At 63.2% G+C, this 26313-nt stretch carries 22 protein-coding genes and 1 riboswitch; of the genes, 15 read left to right on the top strand and 7 right to left on the bottom strand.

Annotation, left to right across the window (positions count from 1 at the left end; genetic code table 11):
- Nucleotides 1-19: 19 nt before the first annotated feature.
- A complete protein-coding gene (locus tag RR51_RS29950; protein WP_152619849.1) occupies nucleotides 20-208 on the bottom strand; it encodes a hypothetical protein in 189 nt (62 codons plus the stop codon).
- A gap of 74 nt (nucleotides 209-282) precedes the next feature.
- On the opposite strand from RR51_RS29950, the gene putP reads away from it, so the two are divergent.
- The 9 genes from putP (at nucleotide 283) to RR51_RS01835 (ending at nucleotide 11144) form a co-directional block, all read left to right on the top strand.
- Nucleotides 283-1761 (top strand): sodium/proline symporter PutP, encoded by a 1479-nt coding sequence (putP, locus tag RR51_RS01875; RefSeq protein ID WP_039612461.1) that lies wholly within the window; start codon nucleotides 283-285, stop codon nucleotides 1759-1761.
- A 185-nt stretch (nucleotides 1762-1946) separates the two neighbouring features.
- Nucleotides 1947-2783: a 23S rRNA (adenine(2030)-N(6))-methyltransferase RlmJ gene (locus RR51_RS01870; RefSeq protein ID WP_025340863.1), complete on the top strand. Its 837-nt coding sequence runs from the start codon at nucleotides 1947-1949 to the stop codon at nucleotides 2781-2783.
- A 220-nt stretch (nucleotides 2784-3003) separates the two neighbouring features.
- Nucleotides 3004-4761: a carbamoyltransferase family protein gene (locus tag RR51_RS01865; protein ID WP_013974482.1), complete on the top strand. Its 1758-nt coding sequence runs from the start codon at nucleotides 3004-3006 to the stop codon at nucleotides 4759-4761.
- The gene (locus RR51_RS01860; protein WP_039612460.1) at nucleotides 4745-5875 is read left to right on the top strand and encodes a glycosyltransferase; all 1131 of its coding nucleotides are present in this window, start codon (nucleotides 4745-4747) and stop codon (nucleotides 5873-5875) included. The genes RR51_RS01865 and RR51_RS01860 overlap by 17 nt, the downstream gene beginning before the upstream one ends.
- A complete protein-coding gene (locus RR51_RS01855; protein WP_039612459.1) occupies nucleotides 5875-6771 on the top strand; it encodes an antimicrobial resistance protein Mig-14 in 897 nt (298 codons plus the stop codon). The genes RR51_RS01860 and RR51_RS01855 overlap by 1 nt, the downstream gene beginning before the upstream one ends.
- Nucleotides 6768-8171, top strand: a complete 1404-nt coding sequence (locus RR51_RS01850; protein ID WP_039612458.1) for a PIG-L family deacetylase — start codon at nucleotides 6768-6770, stop codon at nucleotides 8169-8171. The genes RR51_RS01855 and RR51_RS01850 overlap by 4 nt, the downstream gene beginning before the upstream one ends.
- Before the next feature lie 48 nt (nucleotides 8172-8219).
- Nucleotides 8220-9176 (top strand): glycosyltransferase family protein, encoded by a 957-nt coding sequence (locus RR51_RS01845; RefSeq protein WP_015272035.1) that lies wholly within the window; start codon nucleotides 8220-8222, stop codon nucleotides 9174-9176.
- A gap of 65 nt (nucleotides 9177-9241) precedes the next feature.
- Nucleotides 9242-10015, top strand: coding sequence for a glycosyltransferase family 2 protein (locus tag RR51_RS01840; protein WP_039612457.1), 774 nt, complete (start codon nucleotides 9242-9244; stop codon nucleotides 10013-10015).
- Between the two features lie 37 nt (nucleotides 10016-10052).
- On the top strand, nucleotides 10053-11144 hold the full coding sequence (locus RR51_RS01835) for a glycosyltransferase (RefSeq protein ID WP_039612456.1): 1092 nt from the start codon (nucleotides 10053-10055) through the stop codon (nucleotides 11142-11144).
- A gap of 3 nt (nucleotides 11145-11147) precedes the next feature.
- On the opposite strand, the gene RR51_RS01830 is transcribed toward RR51_RS01835, so the two are convergent.
- The gene (locus RR51_RS01830; protein ID WP_015272032.1) at nucleotides 11148-11753 is read right to left on the bottom strand and encodes a toluene tolerance protein Ttg8; all 606 of its coding nucleotides are present in this window, start codon (nucleotides 11751-11753) and stop codon (nucleotides 11148-11150) included.
- A gap of 101 nt (nucleotides 11754-11854) precedes the next feature.
- On the opposite strand from RR51_RS01830, the gene RR51_RS01825 reads away from it, so the two are divergent.
- The 3 genes from RR51_RS01825 to hldE all read left to right on the top strand — a co-directional run bounded on the left by RR51_RS01825 (nucleotide 11855) and on the right by hldE (nucleotide 16406).
- Nucleotides 11855-13030 (top strand): O-antigen ligase family protein, encoded by a 1176-nt coding sequence (locus tag RR51_RS01825; RefSeq protein WP_039612455.1) that lies wholly within the window; start codon nucleotides 11855-11857, stop codon nucleotides 13028-13030.
- A 15-nt stretch (nucleotides 13031-13045) separates the two neighbouring features.
- Nucleotides 13046-14854 carry a lipid A export permease/ATP-binding protein MsbA gene (msbA, locus tag RR51_RS01820; protein ID WP_013974473.1) on the top strand — a complete coding sequence of 603 codons (1809 nt, stop codon included), beginning with the start codon at nucleotides 13046-13048 and terminating at the stop codon, nucleotides 14852-14854.
- A 130-nt stretch (nucleotides 14855-14984) separates the two neighbouring features.
- A complete protein-coding gene (gene hldE, locus RR51_RS01815; RefSeq protein ID WP_013974472.1) occupies nucleotides 14985-16406 on the top strand; it encodes a bifunctional D-glycero-beta-D-manno-heptose-7-phosphate kinase/D-glycero-beta-D-manno-heptose 1-phosphate adenylyltransferase HldE in 1422 nt (473 codons plus the stop codon).
- Between the two features lie 142 nt (nucleotides 16407-16548).
- Here hldE and RR51_RS01810 read toward each other — a convergent pair whose 3' ends face one another.
- The 4 genes from RR51_RS01810 to RR51_RS01795 all read right to left on the bottom strand — a co-directional run bounded on the left by RR51_RS01810 (nucleotide 16549) and on the right by RR51_RS01795 (nucleotide 20045).
- Nucleotides 16549-17517, bottom strand: a complete 969-nt coding sequence (locus tag RR51_RS01810; protein WP_003257020.1) for a hypothetical protein — start codon at nucleotides 17515-17517, stop codon at nucleotides 16549-16551.
- A gap of 50 nt (nucleotides 17518-17567) precedes the next feature.
- Complete coding sequence (locus RR51_RS01805; protein ID WP_039612454.1) at nucleotides 17568-18380, bottom strand: aldo/keto reductase; 813 nt, start codon at nucleotides 18378-18380, stop codon at nucleotides 17568-17570.
- Entirely contained in the window at nucleotides 18377-19552 is a 1176-nt protein-coding gene (locus RR51_RS01800; RefSeq protein WP_039612453.1) for an NAD(P)/FAD-dependent oxidoreductase, read from the bottom strand. The genes RR51_RS01805 and RR51_RS01800 overlap by 4 nt, the downstream gene beginning before the upstream one ends.
- A 160-nt stretch (nucleotides 19553-19712) precedes the next feature.
- Complete coding sequence (locus RR51_RS01795; RefSeq protein ID WP_008095055.1) at nucleotides 19713-20045, bottom strand: DMT family transporter; 333 nt, start codon at nucleotides 20043-20045, stop codon at nucleotides 19713-19715.
- An 87-nt stretch (nucleotides 20046-20132) separates the two neighbouring features.
- Here RR51_RS01795 and RR51_RS01790 point away from each other — a divergent pair, with 87 nt between their 5' ends.
- Nucleotides 20133-21023, top strand: coding sequence for a LysR family transcriptional regulator (locus tag RR51_RS01790; protein WP_039612452.1), 891 nt, complete (start codon nucleotides 20133-20135; stop codon nucleotides 21021-21023).
- Nucleotides 21024-21034: 11 nt separating this feature from the next.
- Nucleotides 21035-22306 (top strand): lipid IV(A) 3-deoxy-D-manno-octulosonic acid transferase, encoded by a 1272-nt coding sequence (gene waaA, locus RR51_RS01785; protein ID WP_039612451.1) that lies wholly within the window; start codon nucleotides 21035-21037, stop codon nucleotides 22304-22306.
- Between the two features lie 152 nt (nucleotides 22307-22458).
- On the opposite strand, the gene RR51_RS01780 is transcribed toward waaA, so the two are convergent.
- Nucleotides 22459-23895: a TolC family outer membrane protein gene (locus tag RR51_RS01780; protein WP_003258125.1), complete on the bottom strand. Its 1437-nt coding sequence runs from the start codon at nucleotides 23893-23895 to the stop codon at nucleotides 22459-22461.
- Nucleotides 23896-24055: 160 nt separating this feature from the next.
- Nucleotides 24056-24162, top strand: a riboswitch (TPP riboswitch).
- Nucleotides 24163-24316: 154 nt separating this feature from the next.
- Here RR51_RS01780 and thiC point away from each other — a divergent pair.
- Nucleotides 24317-26197 carry a phosphomethylpyrimidine synthase ThiC gene (gene thiC / locus RR51_RS01775; RefSeq protein ID WP_015272025.1) on the top strand — a complete coding sequence of 627 codons (1881 nt, stop codon included), beginning with the start codon at nucleotides 24317-24319 and terminating at the stop codon, nucleotides 26195-26197.
- The last annotated feature ends 116 nt before the right edge of the window (nucleotides 26198-26313 follow it).

Raw genomic sequence — 26313 nt, 5'->3', positions numbered from 1 at the left:
CAGGTGCAACCCGAATTTTTCATGGGAAAGGTGCAACTCGTCCGACAGCCATTTCCATGTCCTGAAAAGGGTGGCTTTTGGTGTGTTTTATTCTGAAAAGCGGGTTTTTTGCTCCAAAAGGGAGCAAAAAATCAGATTTGTCGGAAAATGTACGGGGAGGTGCAACTTGCAAAGGAAAAATGGTTGCACCCGCTTTGCGTTGTTGCATACGATTCGCCGCCTGGGTGCAACCGCCATTGCCGCGGTTGTGCATGACATAAAAACAAACGCCAGGGCACACGCATGGGCAATCCACTAACGATCACTTTCGTGGTCTATATCGCCGCAATGGTGCTGATCGGCTTCGCCGCCTATCGCTCCACCAATAACCTTTCCGACTACATCCTTGGCGGTCGCAGCCTGGGTAGCGTGGTCACCGCGCTTTCCGCCGGCGCTTCCGACATGAGCGGCTGGCTGCTGATGGGCCTGCCGGGCGCCATTTACTTCTCCGGTTTGTCCGAGGCCTGGATTGCCATCGGCCTGACCGTCGGCGCCTACCTGAACTGGTTGTTCGTCGCTGGCCGTCTGCGCGTGCAGACCGAGCACAACGGCGATGCACTGACCCTGCCGGACTACTTCTCCAGCCGCTTCGAAGACAACAGCGGCCTGCTGCGGATCATCTCGGCCATCGTGATCCTGGTGTTCTTCACCATCTACTGCGCCTCCGGCATCGTTGCCGGTGCCCGTCTGTTCGAAAGCACCTTCGGCATGCCGTACGAAACCGCCCTGTGGGCCGGTGCCGCAGCGACCATTGCCTACACCTTCATCGGTGGTTTCCTGGCGGTGAGCTGGACCGATACCGTGCAGGCTTCGTTGATGATCTTTGCGCTGATCCTCACTCCGGTGATCGTGCTGATCTCCACTGGCGGCTTCGATACCACCTTCGCTGCCATCGATGCGGTCAACCCGGCCCACTTCGACATGTTCAAGGGCGCCACCTTCATCGGCATCATCTCGCTGATGGGCTGGGGGTTGGGCTACTTCGGCCAGCCGCACATCCTGGCGCGGTTCATGGCTGCCGACTCGGTGAAGTCGATCGCCAAAGCCCGCCGCATCTCCATGACCTGGATGATCCTGTGCCTGGCCGGTACCTGCGCCGTAGGCTTCTTCGGCATCGCCTACTTCTCGGCACATCCTGAGCTGGCAGGCCCGGTCACCGAGAACCACGAGCGTGTATTCATCGAGCTGGCCAAGATCCTGTTCAACCCATGGGTCGCCGGTGTGCTGTTGTCGGCCATCCTGGCGGCGGTGATGAGTACCCTGAGCTGCCAGCTGCTGGTGTGCTCCAGCGCCCTGACCGAAGACTTCTACAAGGCGTTCCTGCGCAAGAACGCTTCGCAGGTCGAACTGGTGTGGGTCGGCCGCCTGATGGTGCTGGCCGTCGCCCTGATCGCCATCGCCATGGCCGCCAATCCGGAAAACCGCGTGCTGGGCCTGGTAGCTTATGCGTGGGCCGGCTTCGGTGCTGCCTTTGGTCCGGTGGTGCTGATTTCGGTACTGTGGAAAGGCATGACCCGTAACGGCGCACTGGCCGGTATCGTGGTGGGCGCACTGACCGTGATCCTGTGGAAGAACTTCGACACCCTCGGGCTGTACGAAATCATCCCGGGCTTCCTGTTCGCCAGTATCGCCATCGTCGTGGTGAGCAAGCTGGGCAGCCCGTCGCAGGCAATGGTCAAGCGCTTCGAGGCTGCTGATGCGGCGTATCACGCTGACAAGTAATACCCGTTGAGTCGGCGGCGCCTGCTTCGCGGGTGAACCCGCTCCTACAAGGATTGCACAGAACTCAAATTCTGTGAGGTGCCTGTGGGGGCGGGTTTAGCCGCGAAGAGGTCACCGCCGATCAGCAGCCAGGCCTGACTCCGCCTGCAAGGCAAGGTAAACTTGCCACCCCCGCAGGAGTTGCCATGAACTATCGTCACGCCTTCCACGCCGGCAACCACGCCGACGTCCTCAAACATATCGTGCTGACCCGCCTCATCGCCCTGATGTCGCGCAAGGAGCAGCCGTTCGCCTATATCGATACCCATGCAGGGCTCGGCCTTTACGACCTGCAGGGCGACCAGGCAACCCGCACCGGCGAGTACCTGGAAGGTGTCGCTCGCCTGTGGAATCGCGATGACCTGCCGGCCATGGCCGACGACTATTTGCGAATCATCAAGCGTCTGAATGCCGATGGCGAGCTGCGCTACTACCCCGGTTCGCCCGAGCTGGCTCGCCGCCTGATGCGCCAGCAGGACCGCGCCCTGCTCAACGAGAAGCATCCCGAGGACGGGCCGCTGCTCAAAGAGAACATGAAGAAAGACCCGCGCGTGGTCGTGCACCTGGGCGAAGGCTGGCATGTGCCGCGGGCCTTGCTGCCCGTGCAGGAAAAGCGCGCGATCATGCTGATCGACCCGCCGTTCGAACAGGCTGACGAGCTCAAGCGCTGCACTACCGCCATGAAAGAGGCGATCAGTCGCATGCGCCAGACCGTCGCGGCCATCTGGTATCCGATCAAGGACCAGCGTTCGCTGACCCGCTTCTACCAAGATCTGACCAGCACCGGCGCACCGAAACTGCTGCGGGTCGAGTTGTATGTGCACCACCAGGACAGCCCGCAGGGGCTCAACGGCTCCGGTCTGGCCATCGCCAACCCGCCGTGGGGGTTGGAAGAAGAGCTCAAGGAGCTGCTGCCATGGCTGGCCAAAGAGCTGGCACAAACCGCCGGCAGCTTCCGCATGGACTGGCTGATCGCTGAATAATATTGCTTGCCTGTACCGGCCCCATCGCCGGCAAGCCAGCTCCCACAGGTACAGCGCGGGCCTCAAAGTCGGCGGTGTACCCGTGGGAGCTGGCTTGCCGGCGATGAGGCCAGTACAGGTTGCCGCGTTGCGCACATGTTTGCGTTATAATCCCGCCCTTTAGCCGCCACCCGCCCAAGAGGCCGCTGGCGCATTTCTACCGAATGAAGAGGCTAATCCCTTGGCATTGACGATTCTTGGCCTGTCCGGCGCCCTTAGCCATGACCCTTCCGCGGCCTTGTACATTGACGGCAAACTGATTGCCGCCGCCGAAGAAGAGCGCTTCGTGCGTGACAAGCATGCGAAGAACCGCATGCCCTACGAGTCGGCGAAGTTCTGCCTGGAACAGGCTGGCATCAAGCCATCCGACGTCGACGTGGTAGCCATCCCGTTCGCCCCGATCAGCCTGTTCGGCAAGGCGCGCTGGCACTATGCCAAGCGCTACTGGTACGCCCCGGATCGCGCCCTCGACGCAATTCTTATGGGCAACCGTCGCTACAAGCGCTACCGCAAGAAGATCGTCTGGTGCCTGGAGCAACTGGGCTTCGACCCGAAAAAGGTCAAGATCGAGCCGGTTGAGCACCACCTGGCCCATGCCTCCAGTGCCTACCACTGCTCGGGGTTCAAGGAAAAAACCGCAATCCTCGGCATCGACGGTAAGGGCGAATACGCCACCACCTTCTTTGGCTACGGCGAAAACGGCAAGATCCACAAGATCAAGGAATTCTTCGACCCGGACTCGCTGGGCGGCCTGTACGGCGCAATCACCGAGTTCCTCGGCTTCGAGATGCTCGATGGCGAGTTCAAGGTCATGGGCATGGCGCCGTATGGCGACGCCAGCAAGTACGACTTCTCGCGCCTGGCCAGCTTCGAAAACGGCGAACTGGTGATCAACACCGAATACGCCAACGTCATTGGCCTGCGTCGCTATAAAGAGAAGGGCAAGGGCTTCTACTTCTCGCCGAAGCTGATCGAGTGGCTGGGCCCCAAGCGCGAAGGCGACATCGCCGACGAGCCGTACATCCATTACGCGGCCAGCATGCAGGCGCTGTTCGAAAAGATCGCTCTGCAGATGATCGACCACTACCTGGGCGACGTGCTGCGTGAAACCGGCAAGCTGGCCTTTGCCGGCGGTTGCGCGCTAAACGTCAAACTCAACCAGAAGATCATTGCCCGCCCAGACCTGAAAGAGCTGTTCGTTCAGCCGGCTTCCGGTGACGCCGGTACCGCCGTGGGTGCTGCCGCCTACGTTTCCCACGCCCGTGGCGTACCGGTCGAGAAGATGGAACACGTCTACCTCGGCCCTTCGTACTCCAACGAAGACGTGATCGCTGCCTGTGCCCGTCACCCGAACGCGCCGAAGTGGCGCAAGCTCGACGACATGCCGCAGCGCATCGCCAAAATCATGGTCGACGGCAACCCGGTGGCCTGGTTCCAGGGCCGCATGGAATTCGGTCCCCGTGCCCTGGGCGGCCGTTCGATCATTGGTTGCCCGAGCGTGCCGGGCGTAGCCGACCGCATCAACGAGCAGATCAAGTTCCGCGAACGCTGGAGACCTTTCTGCCCGTCGATGCTCGACACCGTCGCCCCGCAGATGATCAAGGTCGACCACCCGGCGCCGTTCATGACCTTCACCTTCGAAGTGGCTGAAGAGTGGAAGACCCGCGTACCGGAAGTGGTCCACGAAGACGGCACTTCGCGTGCCCAGGTGCTCAAGCGCGAGTACAACCCGCGCTACTACGACATGATGAAGGCGCTGGAAGACCTGACCGGCAACGGCGTGTCGCTGAACACCTCGCTGAACCGCCGTGGTGAACCGATGATCTGCTCGCCGACCGATGCCCTGAACATGTTCTTCGGCTCAGACCTGCAGTACCTGATCATGGAAGACATCCTGGTTGTGAAGGACGGCGCGGCCCCGTATGACCAGCCGCTCTGAACCGCGCATCCTGCAGTTCTGCCATGGCTATGACGGGCCGTTCCTGGACTGCGCCCGTCAGTACGCCAGCCTGTTCCAGGGGCGTGGCTACCAGGTCACCACGGTGTTCCTCACCGGCGCCGCCGACCCGCTGGTAGCGAACGGCTGCGCCTCGGACGAGGTGCTGTTCCTGGAGTTCAGCTCCAAAGCCGTGCGCGGCCTGAAACTCGGCGCCATCCGTGCATTGCGGCGGATCGTGGCCGAGCGCAATTTTGCCTTTTGCATTGCCCATCGCTTCAAACCGATCTACGTGGCGTTGCTGGGCACCGGCTTGCCGGTGATCGGCGTGCACCATGCTTTCGGTGACTACGAGCGCAAGGGGCGACGCATCTTCGCCAACCTGTTCAGCAAGCGTCTGAGCTTGCTGGGCGTGTCGGACGCAGTGCGTGACGACATGCGCCGCTGTCTGCCGCAGTGGCCGGCAGATCGTATCCAGACCTTGTATAACCGCATCGACATCGACGCCCTGCAAGCAGCCCTGGTTCCACGCGCCGAGGCCCGTCAGGCCTTGGGCCTGGATGCACAGGCGTGGATTGTCGGTAACGTCGGGCGTCTGCACCCGGACAAGGACCAGGCCACACTGCTGCGTGGCTTTGCCGAAGCGCTACCGGGGCTGCCGGCTGGCGCCCGCCTGGCAATCCTGGGCAAGGGCCGCCTGGAAGCCAGGCTCAAGGCACTGGCCGCCGAGCTGGGCATTGCCGGGCAAGTGGACTTCCTTGGCCAGGTGCCGGATGCGCGCCGTTACTTCCAGGCATTCGACGTATTCGCACTGAGCTCCGACCATGAGCCGTTCGGCATGGTCCTGCTCGAAGCCATGGTCGCCGGTGTGCCGGTACTGGCCACGGCCTGTGGTGGTGCCCGCGAAGTGGTGGAGGGTGTTGGCGTGCTGTTCCCTCTGGGCGATGCGGGGCAATTGGCCCAGGGCCTGAAACACATGGCTGTGCTCGATGGGCAGCAACGCCAGGCTTGTGCCGAGCACATGCTGCAGCGCCTGCGTGAACGCTTTTCCGACCAGGCGGTGCGCGAAGCATTCTGGCAGCTGCCGCAAGTCCGCGCGTTGGTGGGGCAGGCCTGATGCTCAACCGTATCCAGGCCTTCCGCGAACGCGGTTGGCAAGTTATCGACGGCAAGGCCTATGCCGAGGCATGGGCCCGGTTTGGTGGCAGTGTCGCCACCCATCCCCAGGTGGTCGAGCAGCTGGCGGACCTGGCGCAGATCCCTGTGCGTTACCTGGGCTGGCACCAGGCCGGCGAGCTGAAGGCCGCCATCCCCACCTGGGGGCGCCACCTTGCGCTGTCCAAGGACGTGCTCAAGCGTGCCGGCAAAAAGGCCCTGTTCGACCTGGGCAACGCCGAGATCATCCTGCCGGCGGCGGCCGATGCCGCTGCACCGTTGCGCCATGCCGCGCGCTACCTGTCCGAACTGAACCTGGGCCGCTTCAGCGGCCTCAAGGCGCAGAAGGAACAGCTGGCCATGGCCCGCGCCCATGAAGACCTGTCGAAGAAGTTCCGCTACAACCAGCGCCGCGAACTACGCCTGCTGGAAGAGGCGGGCGGTGTGGTGCGCCCGATCAGCGACTTCAGCGCGCAGGAAATCGCCAGCATGTACTGCGACCTGTTCCAGCGCCGCTGGGGCTTCCCTGCCACCGGCGCCGAGCGCATGGCCGAGGTGCTGGAACGCCTGCGTGAGCTGCTGATCGGCTCGGTGCTGCTGCTGGACGGCAAGCCGATTGCCATCCAGCTGGTATACCGTGTCGAAGCGCCGGAATGGATCAGCGTCGAGTACATCAATGGCGGTGTCGACCCTGAAACCAAGGCCTTCAGCCCCGGCAGCGTGCTGAGCTTCCTCAATACCCAGGCCGCCTGGGAAGACGCCCGTGCACGCAACAAGCCGCTGCGGTTCTCGTTCGGCCGTGCCGACCGCGAGTACAAGGACCGCTGGTGCAACCCCGTACCGGTGTATCAGGCGTGAGTCGCAAGCAGCAGTTGCTCAAGCGCCACCGGCGCAACAAGCGCCTGGGCCTGTTGGCGGGCCTGGTCGCGCTGGTGGCCATAGGTGCGTTCAGCTGGTGGTGGTTGCCACTGCTGCTGTTGCCGCTGTTGTGGGCGGCCCACGAGGCCTGGTTTGCCGACCACCTGTTCTACGCGCCAGGCGAGGACTACGCCTACGACTTCGGCGAGCAGACCCGGGAGGCTCCTGCCAGCCTGAGCGGCGGCTTGCTCAAGGCTGAGTGCGTGCTGCAGGGCAACGAAACCCTGGTCCTCGAGCTGCGGGTAAAAAGCAGCTGGCTGGGGCGCTTCCTAGACCCGCAGGTCGAGCTGGTGGCTGGCGAGCAGGCCGACCGGCAAACCTTCGAGCGCGGTGTCGATGGCGTGCGCTTCCTCAACCTCACCGGCCTCGCCGCACCTCTGCAGGCTGGCGCGTTGCGCCTGCGTGGCCGGCATTGTCGGCTGGCGGGCCAGCCGCGCTTGTGGATAACCCCGGCGGTCGAGCTGCAACGGCGCCGGGTGATGGTGATCGCGCCGCATGCCGATGATGCCGAGCTGGCCGCTTACGGCCTTTACAGCCAGGCCGACGAAGCCTGGGTAGTGACCCTGACCGCCGGTGAAATCGAGGCCGAGCACTATCAGCAGATGGGCTTGGCAAAGGCCGAGGCCGCGCGCCTGAAGGGCCGCCTGAGGGCCTGGGATAGTGTTGCCGTGCCACGCTGGGCCGGTGTGGCGGAATCGCGTTGCGTGCAGCTGGGCTACTTCTGCCTGCAACTGCCTGCCATGCAGGCTGCGCCAGACCAGCCGGCCGCTTCTCGCGAGGCCGACCTCGCCGACATTCGCGTATTCCGCCGATTCAACCCGTTCCCGCTGCCGGCCGATGGCGATGGCGCGCCGACCTGGCGCAACCTGCTCGCCGACCTGCGGGCCTTGCTGGAAATGGCCAGGCCAGAGGTGCTGGTGATGCCGCACCCGCAGCTCGACCCGCACCCCGACCACATCTGTGCCCAGGCAGCGGTGCTGGAAGCCTTGCAAGGCCTGGCCTGGCAGCCGCAAACCCTACTGTGCTACGCCAACCACCTGCATGACAACGACCGCTGGCCGATGGGCGACAGTGGTGATGGCGTGGCCCTGCCGCCACAGCAGGACGCTGTCCAGGCCTGGGCTCCTTGCAGCCTGGTACTGGACCTGGCGACCCAGCGCGACAAGGCCATGGCCCTGGGCATGATGCACGACCTGCAGCCGCCAGCACCGTTCAAACGCCGCTTGCGCCGCTTGTTGCAGCGCTGGTTGGCCGGGCGGCGGTCGTCGCCTTACGGCGAGAACGAATTCTTCCGCAAGGCCGTGCGCCGACATGAACTGTTCTGGCGGCGTGAGCTGTAGCCGCGCCCCATGGTTGACCGCGATGGCGCAGAGCGCCCAAGGAACCCAATGAAAGTCCTATTTCTGGTGCAGAAGGAACAGCGGGCGATTCTCGACCGCCTGTACGATGGCGTCGCGGCCAACTGCGAGTGCGACCTGCGCTGGTTGACCAGCGAAGACCAGCGCAACCTGCGCCGCTATTTCAAGCGTGAAGTGCAGGTCGAGCGTTATGACCGCATTGTTTTCTTCCTGCGTTTCAAACAGGAAATCCGTCAGGCGGCATTCATCCGTACGGTGCCGAACCTGGTCATCCTCGAGCACGATGCCTACCAGAACTACATCCCGTGCAAGTACACCGGCAAGTTCAGCGCCCATTACCGCAAGCTGCCCTGGGCGCGGGTGATCAGCTCCGGCTACATGGTCAGCGAGCGCCTGCGTCAGGAAGGTTTCGACGCAGTCTTCGTGCCCAAGGGCTACGACGAGCAGTTGCTGGCCGACCAGGGGCGTGAGCGCGACATCGAACTGGCCTTCGTCGGCAGCACCAACAGCGTGGCCTACAGCGGCCGCAAGGCACTGCTGGACGAGCTGGGCCGGGTCGAGAACCTGGTGGTGACCCGTACCAAATCGGGTGAAGACTACTGCAACACACTCAACCGGATCCGCTTCTTCGTCAGTGCCGACGTCGGCATGGGCGAATACATGATCAAGAACTTCGAAGCCATGGCCTGTGGCTGTGTGTTGCTGGCGTATGACCAGGGCGAGGAAGAGAACCGCGCACTGGGCCTGCAGGACATGCACAACGTGGTGTTCTATGACAGCATCCCGACCCTTCAGGAAAAGCTCCGCCGTTTGCGCGCGGACCCTGAACTGGCCCGGCAGATTGCAGAAAATGGTCGCCACCTGGCGGTTTCCCGTTTCAGTTTCGGGGCTGTTGGACGTAGCATCGTCGACCACATGCGCCCGGCGCTCAGGCCCCATCCGCCGTTGTCTGCATGGCAGCGGCTGCGCCTGAAGCTGGGCATCTAACATAAGAACTTTCGCGCCTGTGGAACGGGCGTTGGAAGTCGAAGTCGCAATGCGGAGGGAGTCCGGTGCGCTTTTCAAATGAGAGTGATGTCACGCTCGTCGTGACCAGTTGTGGGCGGTTCGATCTGCTCAAAGATACCCTTGAGAGTTTCGATCGCTACAATACCGCGCCCATTCGCGAAGTGTTCATCACCGAAGATTCCGGTGACGATGCCGTGCATGCCGCTGTGCCTGAGCACTGGAAACCGCACTGCAAGGTGTTCGTAAACCGGCCCAAGTTGGGCCAGTTGCCGTCTATCGACCTGGCCTACAGCCACGTCAAGACGCCCTACATTTTTCACTGCGAGGACGACTGGCACTTCTATCGCCAGGGCTTCGTCGAAGACTCCCGGGCCATTCTGGAGGTCAGCCCCGATCTGTTGCAGGTGTGGCTGCGCAGCCATGCCCATGACCTGGCCATCCACAGCCCTTACATTCACCTGGGTGATCGCCGGGTGATCGCCGGGGTGCCTTGCTACCCACTGCTGTCCGATAAGGCCGAGTGGCAGGCGTTTTCGCTCAACCCCGGGTTGCGCCGTTTGAGCGATTACCAGCGTTGCGCGCCATTTGCCGCCTATGCTGGAGAGAAGGCACTTTCCCGGCGTTATTCTGAGTTAAACCTGACAGCGGTCACCTTGGAGGGTGATGCAGTATTGCACACTGGATTTGGTAATCACGTGACCTTGCCCATCGAAGTGGAACGCAAGGCCAAACGTCGTAAACGTGATCGGATAAAGTTGGCATTGACGCTGGTGGCGGGTGCCGTGATTGGCATGGGAATCACCATTTTTGTTCAGTGAAGTCGCTGTCCCACCTGACATGAGCGGGAGAGGGCCCATGAACATCGTCAATGTGATGTGGGCGGGTGGAACGCCGTACATGTCCATCCACAAGGTGCATCGGCAGGTGCTGTCACACGCGGGTGCCGATGCCCGGATCAGTAACTGGCTGCTGCTGGGTAGCGGGCTTTGCTGTGGGCTTGGCTCGACCCGGGAGTGGCATATGCCGTCACGGGCGCTGAAAGGGCGGCACTTCTGGCGCCTGTTGCGCCCATGGTTGCGCATGCGCTTGCGCAAGGCGCTGAACGAGGCCCAGGCTGAAGTCGTACTGCTCGACGGTGTCGGTGTGGCGCGGTTGGTGTTGCCGTTGTTGCAGCAGGTTCCGCAGGTGCGTGCCAAGGTGCTGTTCCACGGCAAGACGCGCCTGAGTGCCAGCGATGTTCGCCTGCTGCGCATGTTTCCGGCCGAGCGTCTGAGCATCGCCGCCGTTTCACAGACACTTGCCACGTCACTCGAACACGACCTGGGCAGGCCAGTGCGGACCTTGCGCATGGCCCTTGACCCGCTGGCTTTCGCCGAACCGTTGTTGAGTCGGGACGCAGCCAGGCAGGCCCTGCAGTTGCCACAGGTAGCAGGGGTAATGCTGGGCGCGGTCGGGCGGCTGGTGGAGAGCAAAGGTTTCGAGATGCTGATCGAGGCGTTCGCCAAGGCCAGTGCGCGCCAGTCGGACCTGCAATTGGCAATCATCGGCGAAGGCCCTCTGCGTGCGGTGCTGCAGGCTCGTATCGACGCGCTTGGCCTGGCTGGTCGTGTTCACCTGAGTGGTCACCGAGACGACCTGCAGCAGCTGTACCGGGCATTCGACTGGCTATTGGTGCCTTCGCGCTCCGAAGGCCTGGGGCTGGTGGTGCAGGAGGCGGTCATGGCCGACGTGCCGGTGGTATGCAGCGACCTGCAGGTGTTCCGCGAGCAGTTGCAGGACACCGGTGGCTACCTGCCCGTTGCCAATGAAAATGCCTGGGCCGAGGCGATCGAGCGTTGCTCGGTGCTCGGTGCCCCGGCGGTAGCTGCCCGGCAGCGCCAGGCGCTGGCCCCGGAGCGGGCCTGGCAAGCATTCTGCAATGGCTCGCAAAGCCTGCTGCGCAGTTGACGCTCAGCGTGCCAGCAGGGCTGCCTCGAAGGCGGCAAGGGGGAACCGGTCACCCAGGTTCTCCCGCTCGATATAACGCACCATATGCTGCACATTGCGCCGAATCATGCGCGCCGACAGCGGCGGGCGCAGGAAGCGCATGTCGGCAACGTCGATCAGGCCCAGTTGCTGGTCGGGGGTGACCACCACATTACCCAGGTGCAACGAGCGGAAGTACACGCCGCTGCGATGCAACTGGCGAATCAGTTCGATCAGGCGCGGCAGGTAGGTGTCCCAGCTGAAACCCTCATCGCGCGACATCTGCAGCAAGGTTCGCCCTGGCAGCGGGCGGTACAGCACGGCGGTACGCCCTGGCAGGTCGAGCTTGTGCTGGCTGATTACCTCCAGGGTGGGGATGCCCAGCTGTGCAAGGCGTGCGGCGTTGTCGACGAAGCGCTGCGAGTACGGGCGCAGCAGTGCAGATGAAATCAGCCGCTTCCTACGAAAAACCTTGAGGAAATTACCATCCGCGAGCAGGTAGACTTTGGCGCCATGGCTATCTGCCTCAAGCACCTGTGCGCCTTGTGTCAGCTGATCGAAGTCGACCTGGGGGAGCCGGGAGCATTGCATGAATAGAGCCTTGTCGTCGGGCGAACAGAATGACCGGCAATAATGCCGAAAATAATGTTGTAGCACCATTGGATGGTGTCTTTGATTCATCGGGGGAAAGGATGTTGTATCAAAAAAACTGGGCGCAAGCCTGGTTGGGGTTTGGTCTGGTCTGGTTCCTGGCAGCGATTGCCCTGGCACCGAGCAACAAGGTCTATCAGCAAGGCCTGGTGCTGTTCCTGTGGTTGCCGACGCTGGTAATGGCGTGGTCCGCAAGGCAGGTAATAGTGCAGGCCTGGCGGCGTCAGCCGGCCTTGTGGGGGAGTGTGTTGCTGCTGCTGGCGTGGAGCGGGCTCAGCCTGGTCTGGTCGGCCGCAGAAAACCCGGGGCGCGAGGCCAAGCGCCTGCTCTACATCCTGGTATTCCTGCTGGCGTTCCCGCTGCTGGGCCAGCTTGGCCAGGCCCGCATTCGTCAACTGTTGCTGGCCGGCAGCGCCTTGCTGGCCGTTGCCGCATTGGTCTCGGTAATCCATTTCTACGGCGTGCTGGGCATGCCATTGCTGGCCCGGCTGGAGGGCATCGGCGAGATATCGCACCCGATCCTGGGCGCCTATGTCATCGGTTCGGCCGTGCTCTTCCTGCTTTACGAGCCGCCGCGGCAACGTGGCCTGCAGTTGTTGTGGCTGGTGGCGCTGGTGTGTCTGGGTTTGTTTGCCATGCTCAGCCAGAGCCGTGGGGCAATCCTGGCCCTGGTGCTCACCGTGATCCTGGCCCCGTTGTGGTTCCGTGACCGCCACAGCCGGGTTTTTGCCGTGCTGGCGGCCATTGCCACCTGCCTGGCCTTCTATCTCGTGTACGACCTGATCGCCCAGCGCGGTTCGTCCTACCGGCCGGAAATCTTCCACGCCGTGGTCGACATGATCGCCGCACATCCCTGGACCGGCCTTGGCCTGGGCGCTGCCTACGACGTCAGTGCAGTGGGCAAGCACTTCGACCACACCCACAACATGTTCACCCACATCGCAGTGGAGTTGGGCCTGCCCGGCATGCTGCTGTGGGTCATGGTGTGGCTGTACACCCTGGGCGAAATCGTCCGCGCACGTGGCACGTTGTTCGGCAAGATCCTGCTCGGTTTCTGGGTGTACTCCACCCTGGCCATGCAGTTCGATGCCGCCAGCCTCACTGGTACGCCACGTGCCGAATGGTTCATCAGCTGGCTGCCCGTGGGCCTGGCCATGTTGCTGCCATGGGGGAGTGCCGAAAATGATGCCTGTGGTAAAATTTCCGGTTCAACCTGAACAGCGAGCTTGATAATGGCCGAAACACCGCGACCGGCGGAACACACCTCCAGCCTGAAGATCTACTTCCGGCTGCTGAGCTATGTGAAACCCTATGTCGGCATTTTCCTGCTGAGCATCATCGGTTTCGTGATCTTTGCCTCGACCCAGCCGATGCTGGCCGGGATCCTGAAGTATTTCGTAGATGGGCTGAGCAACCCCGAAGCGGTGTTGTTCCCAAACGTCCCCTACCTGCGCGACCTGCAACTGCTGCAGGCGGTGCCGTTGCTGATCATCCTGATCGCCGCGTGGCAGGGCCTGGGCTCGTTCCTCGGCAACTACTTCCTGGCCAAGGTTTCCCTGTGCCTGGTGCACGACCTGCGTGTGGAACTGTTCAACAAGCTGCTGGTGCTGCCTAACCGCTACTTCGACAACCACAACTCCGGGCACCTGATCTCGCGCATCACCTTCAACGTGACCATGGTCACTGGTGCTGCGACCGATGCGATCAAGGTGGTGATCCGCGAAGGCCTGACCGTGGTGTTCCTGTTTGGTTACCTGCTGTGGATGAACTGGCACCTGACCCTCGTGATGGTCGCCATCCTGCCGGTAATCGCGGTGATGGTCAGCGTCGCCAGCAAGAAATTCCGCAAGCAGAGCAAAAAAATCCAGGTAGCCATGGGCGACGTCACCCATGTCGCCTCGGAAACCATCCAGGGCTACCGCGTGGTGCGCAGCTTCGGCGGCGAGGCCTACGAGGAGCAGCGTTTCGGCAAGGCCAGCCAGAGCAATACCGACAAGCAGTTGCACATGACCAAGACCGGCTCGCTGTACACGCCGATGCTGCAGCTGGTGATCTACACCGCCATGGCCGCGCTGATGTTCCTGGTGCTGTTCCTGCGCGGTGATTCCACTGCCGGTGATCTGGTGGCTTACATCACCGCCGCCGGCCTGTTGCCCAAGCCGATACGTCAGCTTTCGGAAGTCAGCTCGACCATCCAGAAGGGCCTGGCCGGCGCCGAAAGCATCTTCGAGCAACTGGACGAAGAGCCTGAAGTGGATACCGGTACCGTCGAGAAGGAGCGGGTGGAGGGGCGCCTGGAAGTGCGCAACCTCAGCTTCACCTACCCGGGTACCGAGCGTGAGGTGCTGAGCGATATCAGCTTCGTAGCCGAGCCAGGGCAGATGATTGCACTGGTCGGCCGCTCCGGCAGTGGCAAGTCTACGCTTGCCGCGCTGATACCACGCTTCTATCACCACGACCAGGGGCAGATCCTGCTCGATGGCGTGGAGATCGAGAACTATCGCCTGCGCAACCTGCGTCGCCACGTTTCGCAGGTGACCCAGCATGTCACCCTGTTCAACGATACCGTGGCCAACAACATCGCCTATGGCGACCTGGCCGGCGCCCCGCGCGCCGACATCGAAGCCGCTGCGGCCGATGCCTATGCCAAGGAGTTCGTCGACCGGCTGCCGAAAGGCTTCGATACCGAAGTGGGTGAGAACGGCGTACTGCTCTCCGGCGGTCAGCGCCAGCGTCTGGCGATTGCCAGGGCACTGCTGAAGAATGCGCCGCTGCTGATCCTCGACGAAGCCACTTCGGCGCTGGATACCGAGTCCGAGCGGCATATCCAGGCTGCCCTGGACCATGTGATGCAGGGCCGTACCACGCTGGTGATCGCCCACCGTCTGTCGACCATCGAGAAAGCTGACCAGATCCTGGTCATGGACCAGGGGCGCCTGGTCGAGCGCGGCACCCATGCCGAGCTGCTTGCGGCCAATGGCCATTATGCCCGCCTGCATGCCATGGGCCTGGATGAGCCGGCCAAGGCCGATATCACCTGAACCCTCGTTGATCGGGGCCATCGCGGCCCCGATTGTCACGGGAATTTTCCTGGGGTGATCTGGCCATAAAGCCGTCGTCTACCCTGTGCTAATATCCTGCCCCTGTTCATTATTTCCATATGGGTTGCCCATGAAGTTGTCCATGCCGCGTTTCGATCAAGCCCCGGTACTGGTGGTCGGCGATGTCATGCTCGACCGCTACTGGCATGGCGGTACTTCGCGTATCTCGCCTGAAGCGCCAGTCCCGGTGGTCAAGGTCGATCAGATCGAGGATCGCCCCGGCGGCGCGGCCAACGTTGCCTTGAACATCGCCGCCCTGGGTGCACCGGCTTCGCTGATTGGCGTCACCGGCCAGGATGAGGCCGCCGACAGCCTGGCCAACAGCCTGCAAGCTGCAGGCGTGCGCTCGGTGTTCCAGCGCATCGCGCATCAGCCGACCATCGTCAAGCTGCGGGTCATGAGCCGTCACCAGCAGTTGCTGCGCATCGATTTCGAAGAGCCATTCGCCACCGACCCGCTGTCGCTGGGTGCGGAGGTCGACAGCCTGCTCGAGGGCGTCAAGGTGCTGGTCCTGTCCGACTACGGCAAGGGCGCACTGAAAAACCACCAGAGCCTGATCCAGGCCGCGCGGGCCAAGGGCATTCCGGTGCTGGCCGACCCCAAGGGCAAGGATTTTTCCATCTACCGTGGCGCCAGCCTGATCACTCCCAACCTCAGCGAGTTCGAGACCATTGTCGGCCGTTGCGCCGATGAGGCCGAGCTGGTAGCCAAGGGCTTGCAGCTGCTGCAGGACCTGGACCTGGGCGCCTTGCTGGTGACACGTGGCGAGCACGGCATGACCCTGCTGCGCAGCGGCCAGCCGGCCCTGCACCTACCGGCGCGGGCGCGTGAAGTGTTCGATGTGACCGGTGCCGGTGATACCGTCATTTCCACACTCGCCGCGGCCATCGCTGCCGGCGAGGACCTGCCCCACGCGGTGGCCCTGGCCAATCTGGCAGCGGGCATCGTGGTCGGCAAGCTGGGTACGGCTGCGATCAGCGCCCCCGAGCTGCGCCGGGCGATCCAGCGTGAGGAAGGCTCCGAGCGGGGCGTGCTGGGCCTGGAGCAACTGCTGCTGGCCATTGATGACGCGCGAGCGCACAAAGAGAAGATCGTCTTCACCAACGGCTGCTTCGACATCCTGCATGCCGGGCATGTCACCTATCTGGAGCAGGCGCGGGCCCAGGGCGATCGCCTGATCGTCGCGGTCAACGACGATGCCTCGGTCAGCCGCCTGAAAGGGCCGGGCCGGCCGATCAACAGCGTCGACCGGCGCATGGCCGTACTGGCCGGGCTGGGGGCGGTGGACTGGGTCATCAGCTTCCCCGAGGGTACACCGGAGAACCTGCTGAGCCAGGTCAAGCCGGACGTGCTGGTCAAGGGTGGCGACTATGGTATCGACCAGGTGGTGGGTGCCGATATCGTCAAGGCCTATGGCGGTACCGTGAAGGTGCTGGGGCTGGTCGAGAACAGCTCGACTACAGCAATCGTCGAGAAGATTCGCAAGAACTGATCGAGCCTCTGAGGCTGCCTCATTACCTGTAGGAGCAGCCTTGTGCTGCGAAGAGGCCGGTAGGGCAAAGCATTTCTTTAGCTCTACCGGCCTCTTCGCAGCACAAGGCTGCTCCTACAGGGGCGGCACAGGCCTCGGAATCTTACTTGTGCAGCGAAGTACGCGCCCGCTCCAGCAGTTCTCGCGCCTTGTCGCCAAACCGCTGCAGGTGTGAAGCCCGCACCGGCTTGTTCTCCACCAATCCCTGCTGCTTCACCCAATCCTTCCAGCGCACCCGCTCGTCCGTGACCACCCAGCCATCCTGCCGGGCAAAACTTTCGGCCAGGTACAGCCCGCGCGTGCTTGCCGGCACCAGTTCGTCCTTCTTCACGGTATACAGCTCAGCCAGTGGCTGGCCGTCCTTCAATGGCATCAGGTACAGGTCTGGTCGTTTGCGATTTAGCCGCGCCACCAGTTGGTCGCCCTCCAGCCGCTCATCAACGTGGAACAGGCTGAGCTTCTTGGCGTCCCGGGGTACTTGCAGGCGCATGTCGTAGATCAGTTGCAGCGAGGCGGTGGGCAAGTGCACATACGCCCGCGGCCGTTCCAGCAGCATCAGCTTGCCGCAGTGCACCGGGCGCGCGGCACCCGACTCCGGGGCCAGCACGAAGTGCGGCGTTTCGCGGTAGTGCAGGGCGGCAGCGTAGGGCACCGGCAACCAGGTGTCGTTGAAACGCCCGCCCAGCCAGCCTTCCGGGGTTTCCAGCAAGCATTCCTCGGCCACTTCCTGCACGGCCGTGTGCAATGGCAGGTTCAGCTCCTGCGCCGGCACATAGCCGGAAATCAGTTTCAGCACCACATCGCCACGGTCTTGCCGGCGCTGACGTACCAGCACCCAGTAATCGCGGTTCTGCCAATGCAGGGTCAGCCGTACCGACACGCCAAGGTTGGCCAGTTCGACCACGAAGCGCTGCACGTCGGGCAGCTGGATAGCCTTGCGCCGTTGTTGGATCTGGGCAAAGTTCAGCGGCATCCCGATGCTCTGGTAAATCAGACCTTCGGGCGTGGCCTCGACATGTAGCGGTAGTGTCTTGAAGTTGCTCGGGTTCTTGCGGATCAGCGTTCGCGCCACGAGGCTCCTCCTTGCGTCGGGTCAGTCCAGGCCCATGGGCCTGGGGCAACTCAATGCTGGCCCAGAATACGGGCGACGGTGGCCACGTTGTGGGCCAGGTGCAACGGATTGATGGTGCCGACGATAGCACTGCTCACGCCCGGGTGGGCGAACAGCAGCTCGAAACTGGCTTGTACCGGGTCAACGCCCGGGGCAAGGCAGATATGCCCACTGGCCAGTGCCTTCTTCACCAGGATGGCCTTGCCGTGTTCGGCAGCGTAGTCCAGCACCGGGCGTTCTGCCTGTTCGTTGAGGTTGTAGGTGACCATGGCGCAGTCGCCTTGCTCCAGTGCCTTCAGGCCGCCGGCGACGGTCTTGCCAGACAGGCCGAAGCCGAGGATCTTGCCCTCCTGCTTGAGCTCGGCAAGGGTCTGGTAAACCTCCTGCTGTTCGAGGATCGCCAGGTCGTTGCCGTCCGAATGCACCAGCACCAATTCGATGCGGTCGGTTTCCAGGCGCCGCAGGCTTCGCTCCACCGAGCGGCGGGTATGGGCGGCGCTGAAATCGAAGTGCGATTGGCCGTTGTCGAACTCTTCGCCAACCTTGCTGACGATCACCCATTCATCGCGCTGGCCGCGCAGTAGCGTGCCCAGGCGTTCTTCGCTGCGGCCGTAGGCTGGGGCGGTGTCGATCAGGTTGATACCCAGCTCGCGGGCCTGGGCCAGCAGCAGGCGGGCTTCGTCGTCGCCGGGGATGGTGAAACCGGTAGGGTACTTCACGCCCTGGTCGCGGCCCAGCTTGACCGTGCCCAGGCCGAGCGGCGAAACCTTGAAGCCGGTGCTGCCCAAGGGGCGATGGAAGTCGTGCAGGGTCGGCAGGCTCATGGCAGTAGTTGCTCCCAGGCCGGTACGCCCAGCGGTGGGCGTGGCAGGTCAGCCAGGTCGGCCTGCGCCTGTGGGCGGATACCGTCGCGCTCCAGGTGGCTGATGACCCGGTCGCTGAAGTCCGGTGCCAGGGCCAGCTTGGTTGGCCAGCCGACCAGCAGGCGTTGCTGGTCGGCGAGGAAGGCGTTGTCCGGGCGTACCAGGCCAGATTGCGCCGGTTCCGCTCGGTCGACCCGCAGGGTGGCCCAGCGCACCTGGCTCTGGTCGACCCATGGCAGCAGGCTGGCGATTTCTTTCTGTGCCGCGGCGATTTGCGCAGCCGGCTCGCGGGCAACGCCTTCGGCTTCGGCCAGGTCGCCGCCCAGGTACCAGACCCACTGGCCATCGGCGGCCGGGTGGGTGGTAACCGTCACCCGTGGTTTTGGCCCGCCACCCAGGCAATGGGCGTAAAGCGGTTTCAGGTTGGCACCCTTGGCCATCACCATATGCAGCGGGCGTGTCTGCATGGCTGGCTGGTTCAGGCCCAGGGCATGCAGCAGCTGCTCGGTGCCGGCGCCGGCGCTGAGCACGATACGCTGGGCGCGGATGTCGCGCTCCTCGACGCGCAGGCCAACCAGGTCTTCACCCTCGCGCAGCGGCTCGATGTGCTCACCGGCCAGCAGGCTGTCGCCTGCCAGCTCGGCCAGGTTGGCCAGCAGGCTGGGCACGTCGATGACCAGCTCGGCCAGGCGATAGACCTTGCCCTTGAAGGCGCGGTCCTGCAGCGCGGGCGGAAGTTGCTCGCCCTTCACCTGGTCGACCCGGCCGCGCACGGCCTTGCTGGCGAAGAAACTGGTGAGGTTGCCGGCCAGGGTGCCAGGCGACCACAGGTAATGGGCGTCGGACAGCAGGCGAGTGCGGGTCAGGTCCAGCTCGCCGCTGCCGCTCAGCGCTTCGCGCCAGCGTCGCGGCATGTCGGCGATGGCTTCCGAAGCGCCGGTGAGGGCGCCATGCAGGGCGTACTTGGTGCCGCCATGGATGATGCCCTGAGACTTGATGGTCTGCTCGCCGCCAAGGCTGGCGCGTTCCACCAGTACTGTCGAGTAGCCCAGCCGGCGCAGGCGGGCATTGAGCCAGAGGCCTGCGACCCCGGCGCCGACGATCAGCACGTCAGTGGAAATGGCAGATGGCATGGCGGTACCTCGAAGACTGGGACAGCTGGCAAGTATACAGGGTATACCTGTGATGGCCCTATCGCCGGCAAGCCAGCTCCCACAGGGATGGTGTTGACCCTGCGGCTGCATCAACTCTGTGGGAGTTGACTTGCCGGCGATGAGGCCCGTACAGGCGGACTCAATGCCCAGCAGTCTTCGAAAACAGCTGAATCACCACCACCCCACCCACAATCATGGCCATCCCCAGCATCGCTGGCACATCCAGCTTCTGCCCATAGATCACCAGCGCTGCCACACTGATCAGCACAATCCCCAGCCCCGACCAGATGGCATAGGCGATCCCCACCGGAATGCTGCGCACCACCAGGGTCAGCATCCAGAAAGCAATGCCGTAACCAACCACCATCAGCAGCAACGGCAAGGGCGTGCTCAAGCCTTTCACCGCTTTCATGGAAGCGGTGGCGATGACTTCGGCGCAGATGGCGATGGCGAGGTAGGTGTAGGCATTCATGGCGAGATCCTCCGTTAACTGGCCGCAGATTCTAGTCCCACCCCGAATGGGGTAAAGTCATTACCTATCACTATGAGAGATAGGACGATGGCCGAGCATTGGAATCTTGACCAGTTGCGTACTTTCCTGCGCGTTGCAGAACTGCGCTCGTTCTCTGCCGTGGCCCGCGAGCAGCGCAAGGCCCAGTCGGCAATCAGCAGCGCGATCGCCCTGCTCGAAACCGACCTGGGGGTAACCTTGTTCGAGCGCAGCAGTGGCCGGCAACCCAAGCTGACCGAGAACGGCAGCGCCCTGTTGGAAGATACCCGCGAACTGTTGCGCCAGTGCGAGCGCCTGGATGGCCGTGCGTTGGCGCTGATGCGCGGGCAGGAGGCCTTGTTGCGGGTCGCCCAGGACGAAGCCATGCCCTATCAGCCGGTCATTGACAGCCTCGACGAGCTGGCCAGCCGCTACCCGTTCCTGGAGGTGCAGCTGGCCAGCGGTGCCCAGGGCGATGTGGCGCGCAAGCTGGTGGAGCGGCGCGCCGATCTTGGACTGTTCTTCCACCACGAGAGCATCCCGGCCTCGCTGGAGCGGCGCGCCCTGGGCAGTGTGGAAATGGTCACGGTGTGCGCGGTCGGTCACCCGCTCGCCGGCGAAGGCCGGGTTACCCGGCAGCAACTGGCGCGCCACCGGCAATTGCTGATTGCCCCGCAGCAAAGCGGCTACCCCGGCGGCGAAGCGATCAGCCCGCAGGTATGGCGCGCCGACAGCTTCTACGCCATGGCCGAACTGCTGATGCGCGGCCTGGGCTGGGCCTGGCTGCCGCGGCACGTGGTGCAGTACCCGACCTACCAAGCGCACATGGTCGAACTGGATAGCGAGTGGCGGCCACCGGCCTTGGTGGTGGAACTGGCTTGGCGTCGTGACGAGCCGCTGGGGCCTGCCGCGCAATGGCTGGCCGAGCGCTTTGCGGTGCACCTGCGCGCGATCGGGTAAACTCCGCGGCCATGAACAGAACTCTCTATACCTTGTTGTTTCACCTGGGCCTGCCGCTGGTTGCGCTGCGCCTGTACCTGCGCGCGCGCAAGGCGCCGGCCTATGGTCAACGCATTGGCGAGCGCTTTGCTTTCAGGCTGCCGGCCATGCGCCGGGGCGGCATCTGGGTGCATGCGGTATCGGTGGGCGAGAGCATTGCGGCGGCACCGATGGTGCGCGCCTTGCTCAAGGCCTACCCGGAAATGCCAATCACGCTTACCTGCATGACCCCGACCGGTTCAGAGCGCATTCGTGCCATGTTCGCCGACGAACCACGCGTGCAGCATTGCTACCTGCCCTACGACCTGCCTTGGGCGGCAGGGCGCTTTCTCGACCATGTGCGGCCGAAGCTGGGCATCATCATGGAAACCGAGCTGTGGCCCAACCACATCCACCAGTGTGCGAAGCGCGGCATTCCGGTAGCGCTGGCAAACGCACGCTTGTCTGAGCGCTCGGCCCGTGGCTATGGGCGCTTTGCCAGGCTGACCCGGCCGATGCTGGCCGAGATGAGCCTGATTGCCGTGCAGACCGAAACCGAGGCCCAGCGCTTCCGTGACCTGGGCGCGCGTCCGGATTGCGTACAGGTCACCGGTTCGATCAAGTTCGACCTGAAGATCGATGAGCAACTGTTGCCGCGTGCCAAGGCATTGCGTGAACAGTGGGGGGCTGCACAGCGCCCGGTGTGGATCGCGGCCAGCACCCACGAAGGTGAAGATGCGTTGATCCTGCAGGCACATCGGCAATTGTTGCAGGTGCATGGTGATGCCCTGCTGATCCTGGTGCCGCGCCACCCCGAGCGATTCGCTGCGGTGCATGCGCTGTGCAGCGAACAGTTCACCACCGTGCGGCGCTCTGCCGGCACGCCGGTTGATGCGCAGACTCGCGTATTGCTCGGCGATACCATGGGCGAACTGCTGTTCCTCTATGCCCTGGCCGACATTGCCTTTGTCGGTGGCAGCCTGGTGGCGACCGGCGGGCACAACCCGCTGGAGCCCGCGGCGCTGGCCTTGCCGGTGCTGATGGGGCCGCATGTGTTCAACTTCCTTGAAATCAGCGCGATGCTGCGCGAGGCGGGGGCGTTGCAGCAGGTGGATGATGCCGAGGGGCTGGCCGAAGCGGTGCGGCGGCTGGTCGAATTGCCGCAGGACGCGCAGCGCATGGGCGAGGCGGGCAGGGCGGTAATGCGGGCCAATCAAGGGGCATTGCAGCGCTTGCTCGATGGCCTGGGTGCACTTATCCGCTGAGTCTGGTGTTGGATTTTCTGGCCTCATCGCCGGCAAGCCAGCTCCCACAGGTACTGCACGAGGCTTAAGGCCATTGGAGAACCTGTGGAAGCTGGCTTGCCGGCGATGAGGCCATCAAAAGCAACCCACCCTGCGGAAAATACATCCCTATCTCAGGGGCGACGCTCGAAGTTCTTCGCCGCTGCAGCCGCCAGGTCCGGCGGCAGGAAGTCCTTGTCCGGGTTGTAGTCCGGTTTGAGGTACCGCTTGAGGTCCTGCAGGTCCTGCGGGCTCAAGGTTCCGGCTGCCTGCTTGAGGCTCAGGTTGTCGAGAATGTAGTCATAGCGGCTGTTGTTGTAGTCGCGCACCGAGGTGTACAGCTGACGCTGGGCGTCAAGCACGTCGACGATATTGCGGGTACCCACCTGGTAGCCGATCTCGGTGGCTTCCAGCGCGCTCTGGTTGGAGATGATCGACTGCTTGCGCGCCTGCACCTGTTCCACGTCGGTATTCACTGCGCGGTGCAGGTTGCGGGTGTTTTCCACCACCTGGCGGCGCAGGCTTTCACGCTGCTGCTCGGTCTGGCTCAGGCGCTGGTAGGCCTCGCGCACCTGCGAACTGGTCAGGCCGCCGCTGTAGATCGGGATGTTCAACTGCAGGCCGATGCTGGTCTGCTCGACGTCGCCGCTATAGCGCGTAACGGGGGCCGGCGCGGGGTTGGTGAAACCGAAGTTGTCGTTGTCACCCTTCTGGTACTTGGCAACTGCGTCAAGGGTCGGCGCGTGGCCGGCCTTGCGCTGGCGCAGGGTTTCCTCGGCAGCGACGACCGCGTGGTTGGTGGCCAGCAGGTTGAGGTTCTGGCGCCCGGCGGTTTCGACCCAGGCCTTGGCGTCGTTGGGCGTAGGCACCTGCACTGGCAAGGTATGGACCACGCCTTGAATCGACGTGTATTCCCGGTTGGTCAGGGTCACCAGGGCCTCGAAGGCATCCTGTACCTGGCGCTCGGCAATGATTCGGTTGGCCCGCGCCGTGTCGTAGCTGGCCTGGGATTGCAGCACGTCGGTCTTGTCGGAGAGGCCGACGTCGAATCGTTCGTTGGACTGGTCCAGCTGGCGCTTGAAGGCCGCTTCCTCGGCCTTGGTCGCGGCCAGGTTGTCCTGGGCACGGAGCACGGCGAAGTAGTTCTGTGCGGTTTGCAGAATCAGGTTCTGCTCGGTCGCCGACAGCTCCAGCGCCGCCTGTTCGTTGACCGCCTCGGCCGCCTGCAACTGGAACCAGCGATCAGCGCGGAATATAGGTTGCGCCAGGGTTGCGCTCCAGGTGTTGCCGCTGCGGTTGCTGGTGGCCGATGGTTCGTCCAGCTTGGTGCGGGTGTTCAGCATTTCGGCACCGGCCGACAGGTTAGGCAGCAACCCGGCGCGAGCCTGCGGTACCACTTCGCGGCGGGCGCCGTAATCGGCGCGGGCCGCAGCCAGGTCAGCGTTGTTGTCGACCGCTTCCTGATAGACGCTGACCAGGTCGGTTTTCACTGTAGTGGGCACGTCCGCTGCCCAGACCACTCCGTTGGACGCACAAGACACGGCTATTGCCAGTGAGAGTTTGCGCAGCATAGAGGCAATCCTTGTACGAAATTTAATTACTGAACTGTTGAGTATCGAGCGACGGGCCAGTGTAGTGCCATGCGCACCCGGCAACAATCGCTCGGGGTGCCTTTCATCATCCGCGCATTTACCTGCTTGGCTTTGCCGACCACTCCAGTCTAGACTGCGCATGTTCTTGTCGGGGTGCCTTGAAGCAAAGGCTGAGATCGCAAAGTTGCGGATCCCGTTGAACCTGATCAGGTTAGCGCCTGCGTAGGGAACAAGATTGCTCGCCTTCCCGGGGAGCCTCTTGTGCCAGGTCCGGGAATGTCGCAGCTGCATGCAGCTTCAGGCACCCCCATATCCGGCACTGCACCCATCAAGGGTGCGTCCGCGCCTTTCAGGTTCACCCCGACATTCCACTGCTAGGAAGCCGTCTGGAGAGCCTGTGATGACCAAACAAGAAAAAGCGATCAACCTCAGCGAATCGGCACAAGTCGATCAGCAGTCCGTGCAACCATTCCCGCGTTCGCGCAAGGTGTATGTCGAAGGCTCGCGCCCGGACATCCGCGTGCCCATGCGTGAAATCAGCCTGGACGACACCCCTACCGATTTCGGTGGCGAGTCCAATGCCCCGGTGCTGGTCTACGATACTTCCGGCCCGTACACCGACCCCAACGTTGTCATCGACGTGCGCAAGGGCCTGGCCGATGTGCGTTCGGCGTGGATCGAGGCACGCGGTGACACCGAGCGCCTGGCCGGCCTGAGCTCCGACTTCGGCCAGCAGCGCCTGAACGATGCCGAACTGGCCAAGCTGCGTTTCGCCCACGTGCGCAACCCGCGTCGGGCCAAGGCTGGTGCCAACGTCTCGCAGATGCACTATGCCCGCCAAGGCATCATCACTGCCGAGATGGAGTACGTGGCCATCCGCGAAAACATGAAGCTGCAAGAGGCACGTGCCGCTGGTCTGCTTGACGAGCAGCACGCCGGCCATAGCTTCGGGGCCAACATCCCGAAAGAAATCACTCCTGAGTTCGTCCGCCAGGAAATCGCCCGTGGCCGCGCGATCATCCCAGCCAACATCAACCACCCGGAAGTGGAACCGATGATCATCGGCCGCAACTTCCTGGTGAAGATCAACGGCAACATCGGCAACAGCGCCCTGGGTTCCTCGATCGAGGAAGAAGTGGCCAAGCTGACCTGGGGCATCCGCTGGGGTTCGGACACGGTCATGGATCTGTCCACCGGCAAGCACATTCACGAAACCCGTGAGTGGATCATCCGCAACTCGCCGGTGCCGATTGGTACCGTGCCGATCTACCAGGCCCTGGAAAAAGTCAACGGCGTGGCCGAGGACCTGACCTGGGAGCTGTTCCGTGACACCCTGATCGAGCAGGCCGAGCAGGGCGTGGACTACTTCACCATCCATGCCGGCGTACTGCTGCGTTATGTGCCGCTGACTGCCAAGCGTGTCACCGGTATCGTCAGCCGTGGTGGCTCGATCATGGCCAAGTGGTGCCTGGCACACCACAAGGAAAACTTCCTTTACACCCACTTCGAAGAAATCTGCGAAATCATGAAGGCCTACGACGTCAGCTTCTCGCTGGGCGACGGCCTGCGCCCCGGCTCGATTGCCGACGCCAACGATGCCGCGCAGTTCGGTGAACTGGAGACCCTCGGCGAGCTGACCAAGATCGCCTGGAAGCACGACGTGCAGTGCATGATCGAAGGCCCCGGCCACGTGCCGATGCAACTGATCAAGGAGAACATGGACAAGCAGCTGGAATGCTGCGACGAGGCGCCGTTCTACACCCTCGGCCCGCTGACCACCGATATCGCTCCTGGCTACGACCACATCACCTCGGGCATTGGTGCGGCTATGATCGGCTGGTTCGGTTGCGCGATGCTCTGCTACGTCACGCCCAAGGAACACCTGGGCCTGCCAAACAAGGATGACGTGAAGACCGGCATCATCACCTACAAGATCGCCGCTCATGCCGCCGACCTTGCCAAGGGCCACCCGGGTGCGCAGATTCGTGACAACGCCTTGTCCAAGGCACGCTTCGAGTTCCGTTGGGAAGACCAGTTCAACCTCGGCCTGGACCCGGACACTGCCCGTGCCTACCACGACGAGACCCTGCCTAAGGAATCGGCCAAGGTCGCGCACTTCTGCTCGATGTGCGGGCCGAAGTTCTGCTCGATGAAGATCACCCAGGAAGTGCGTGAATACGCCGCCAAGATCGAAACCGTGGATGTGACGGTCGAGCAAGGCATGCGTGAGCAGGCCGAGCGGTTCCGCCAGGAAGGCAGCCAGCTGTATCACAAAGTCTAAGTCGCAGCGCTGACCCCTGTAGGAGCGGCCTTGTGTCGCGATGGGCCACGAAGCGGCCCCGGAAATTTCAGCCGCGAAGCTGAAAACCTGGGGCCGCTTTGCGGCCCTTTCGCGAC

The organism is Pseudomonas sp. C5pp, from assembly GCF_000814065.1.
GTDB lineage: Bacteria > Pseudomonadota > Gammaproteobacteria > Pseudomonadales > Pseudomonadaceae > Aquipseudomonas > Aquipseudomonas asiatica.
Note: the sequence above shows the minus strand (reverse complement) of the source record. Positions and strands in the feature narration are given on the sequence as shown.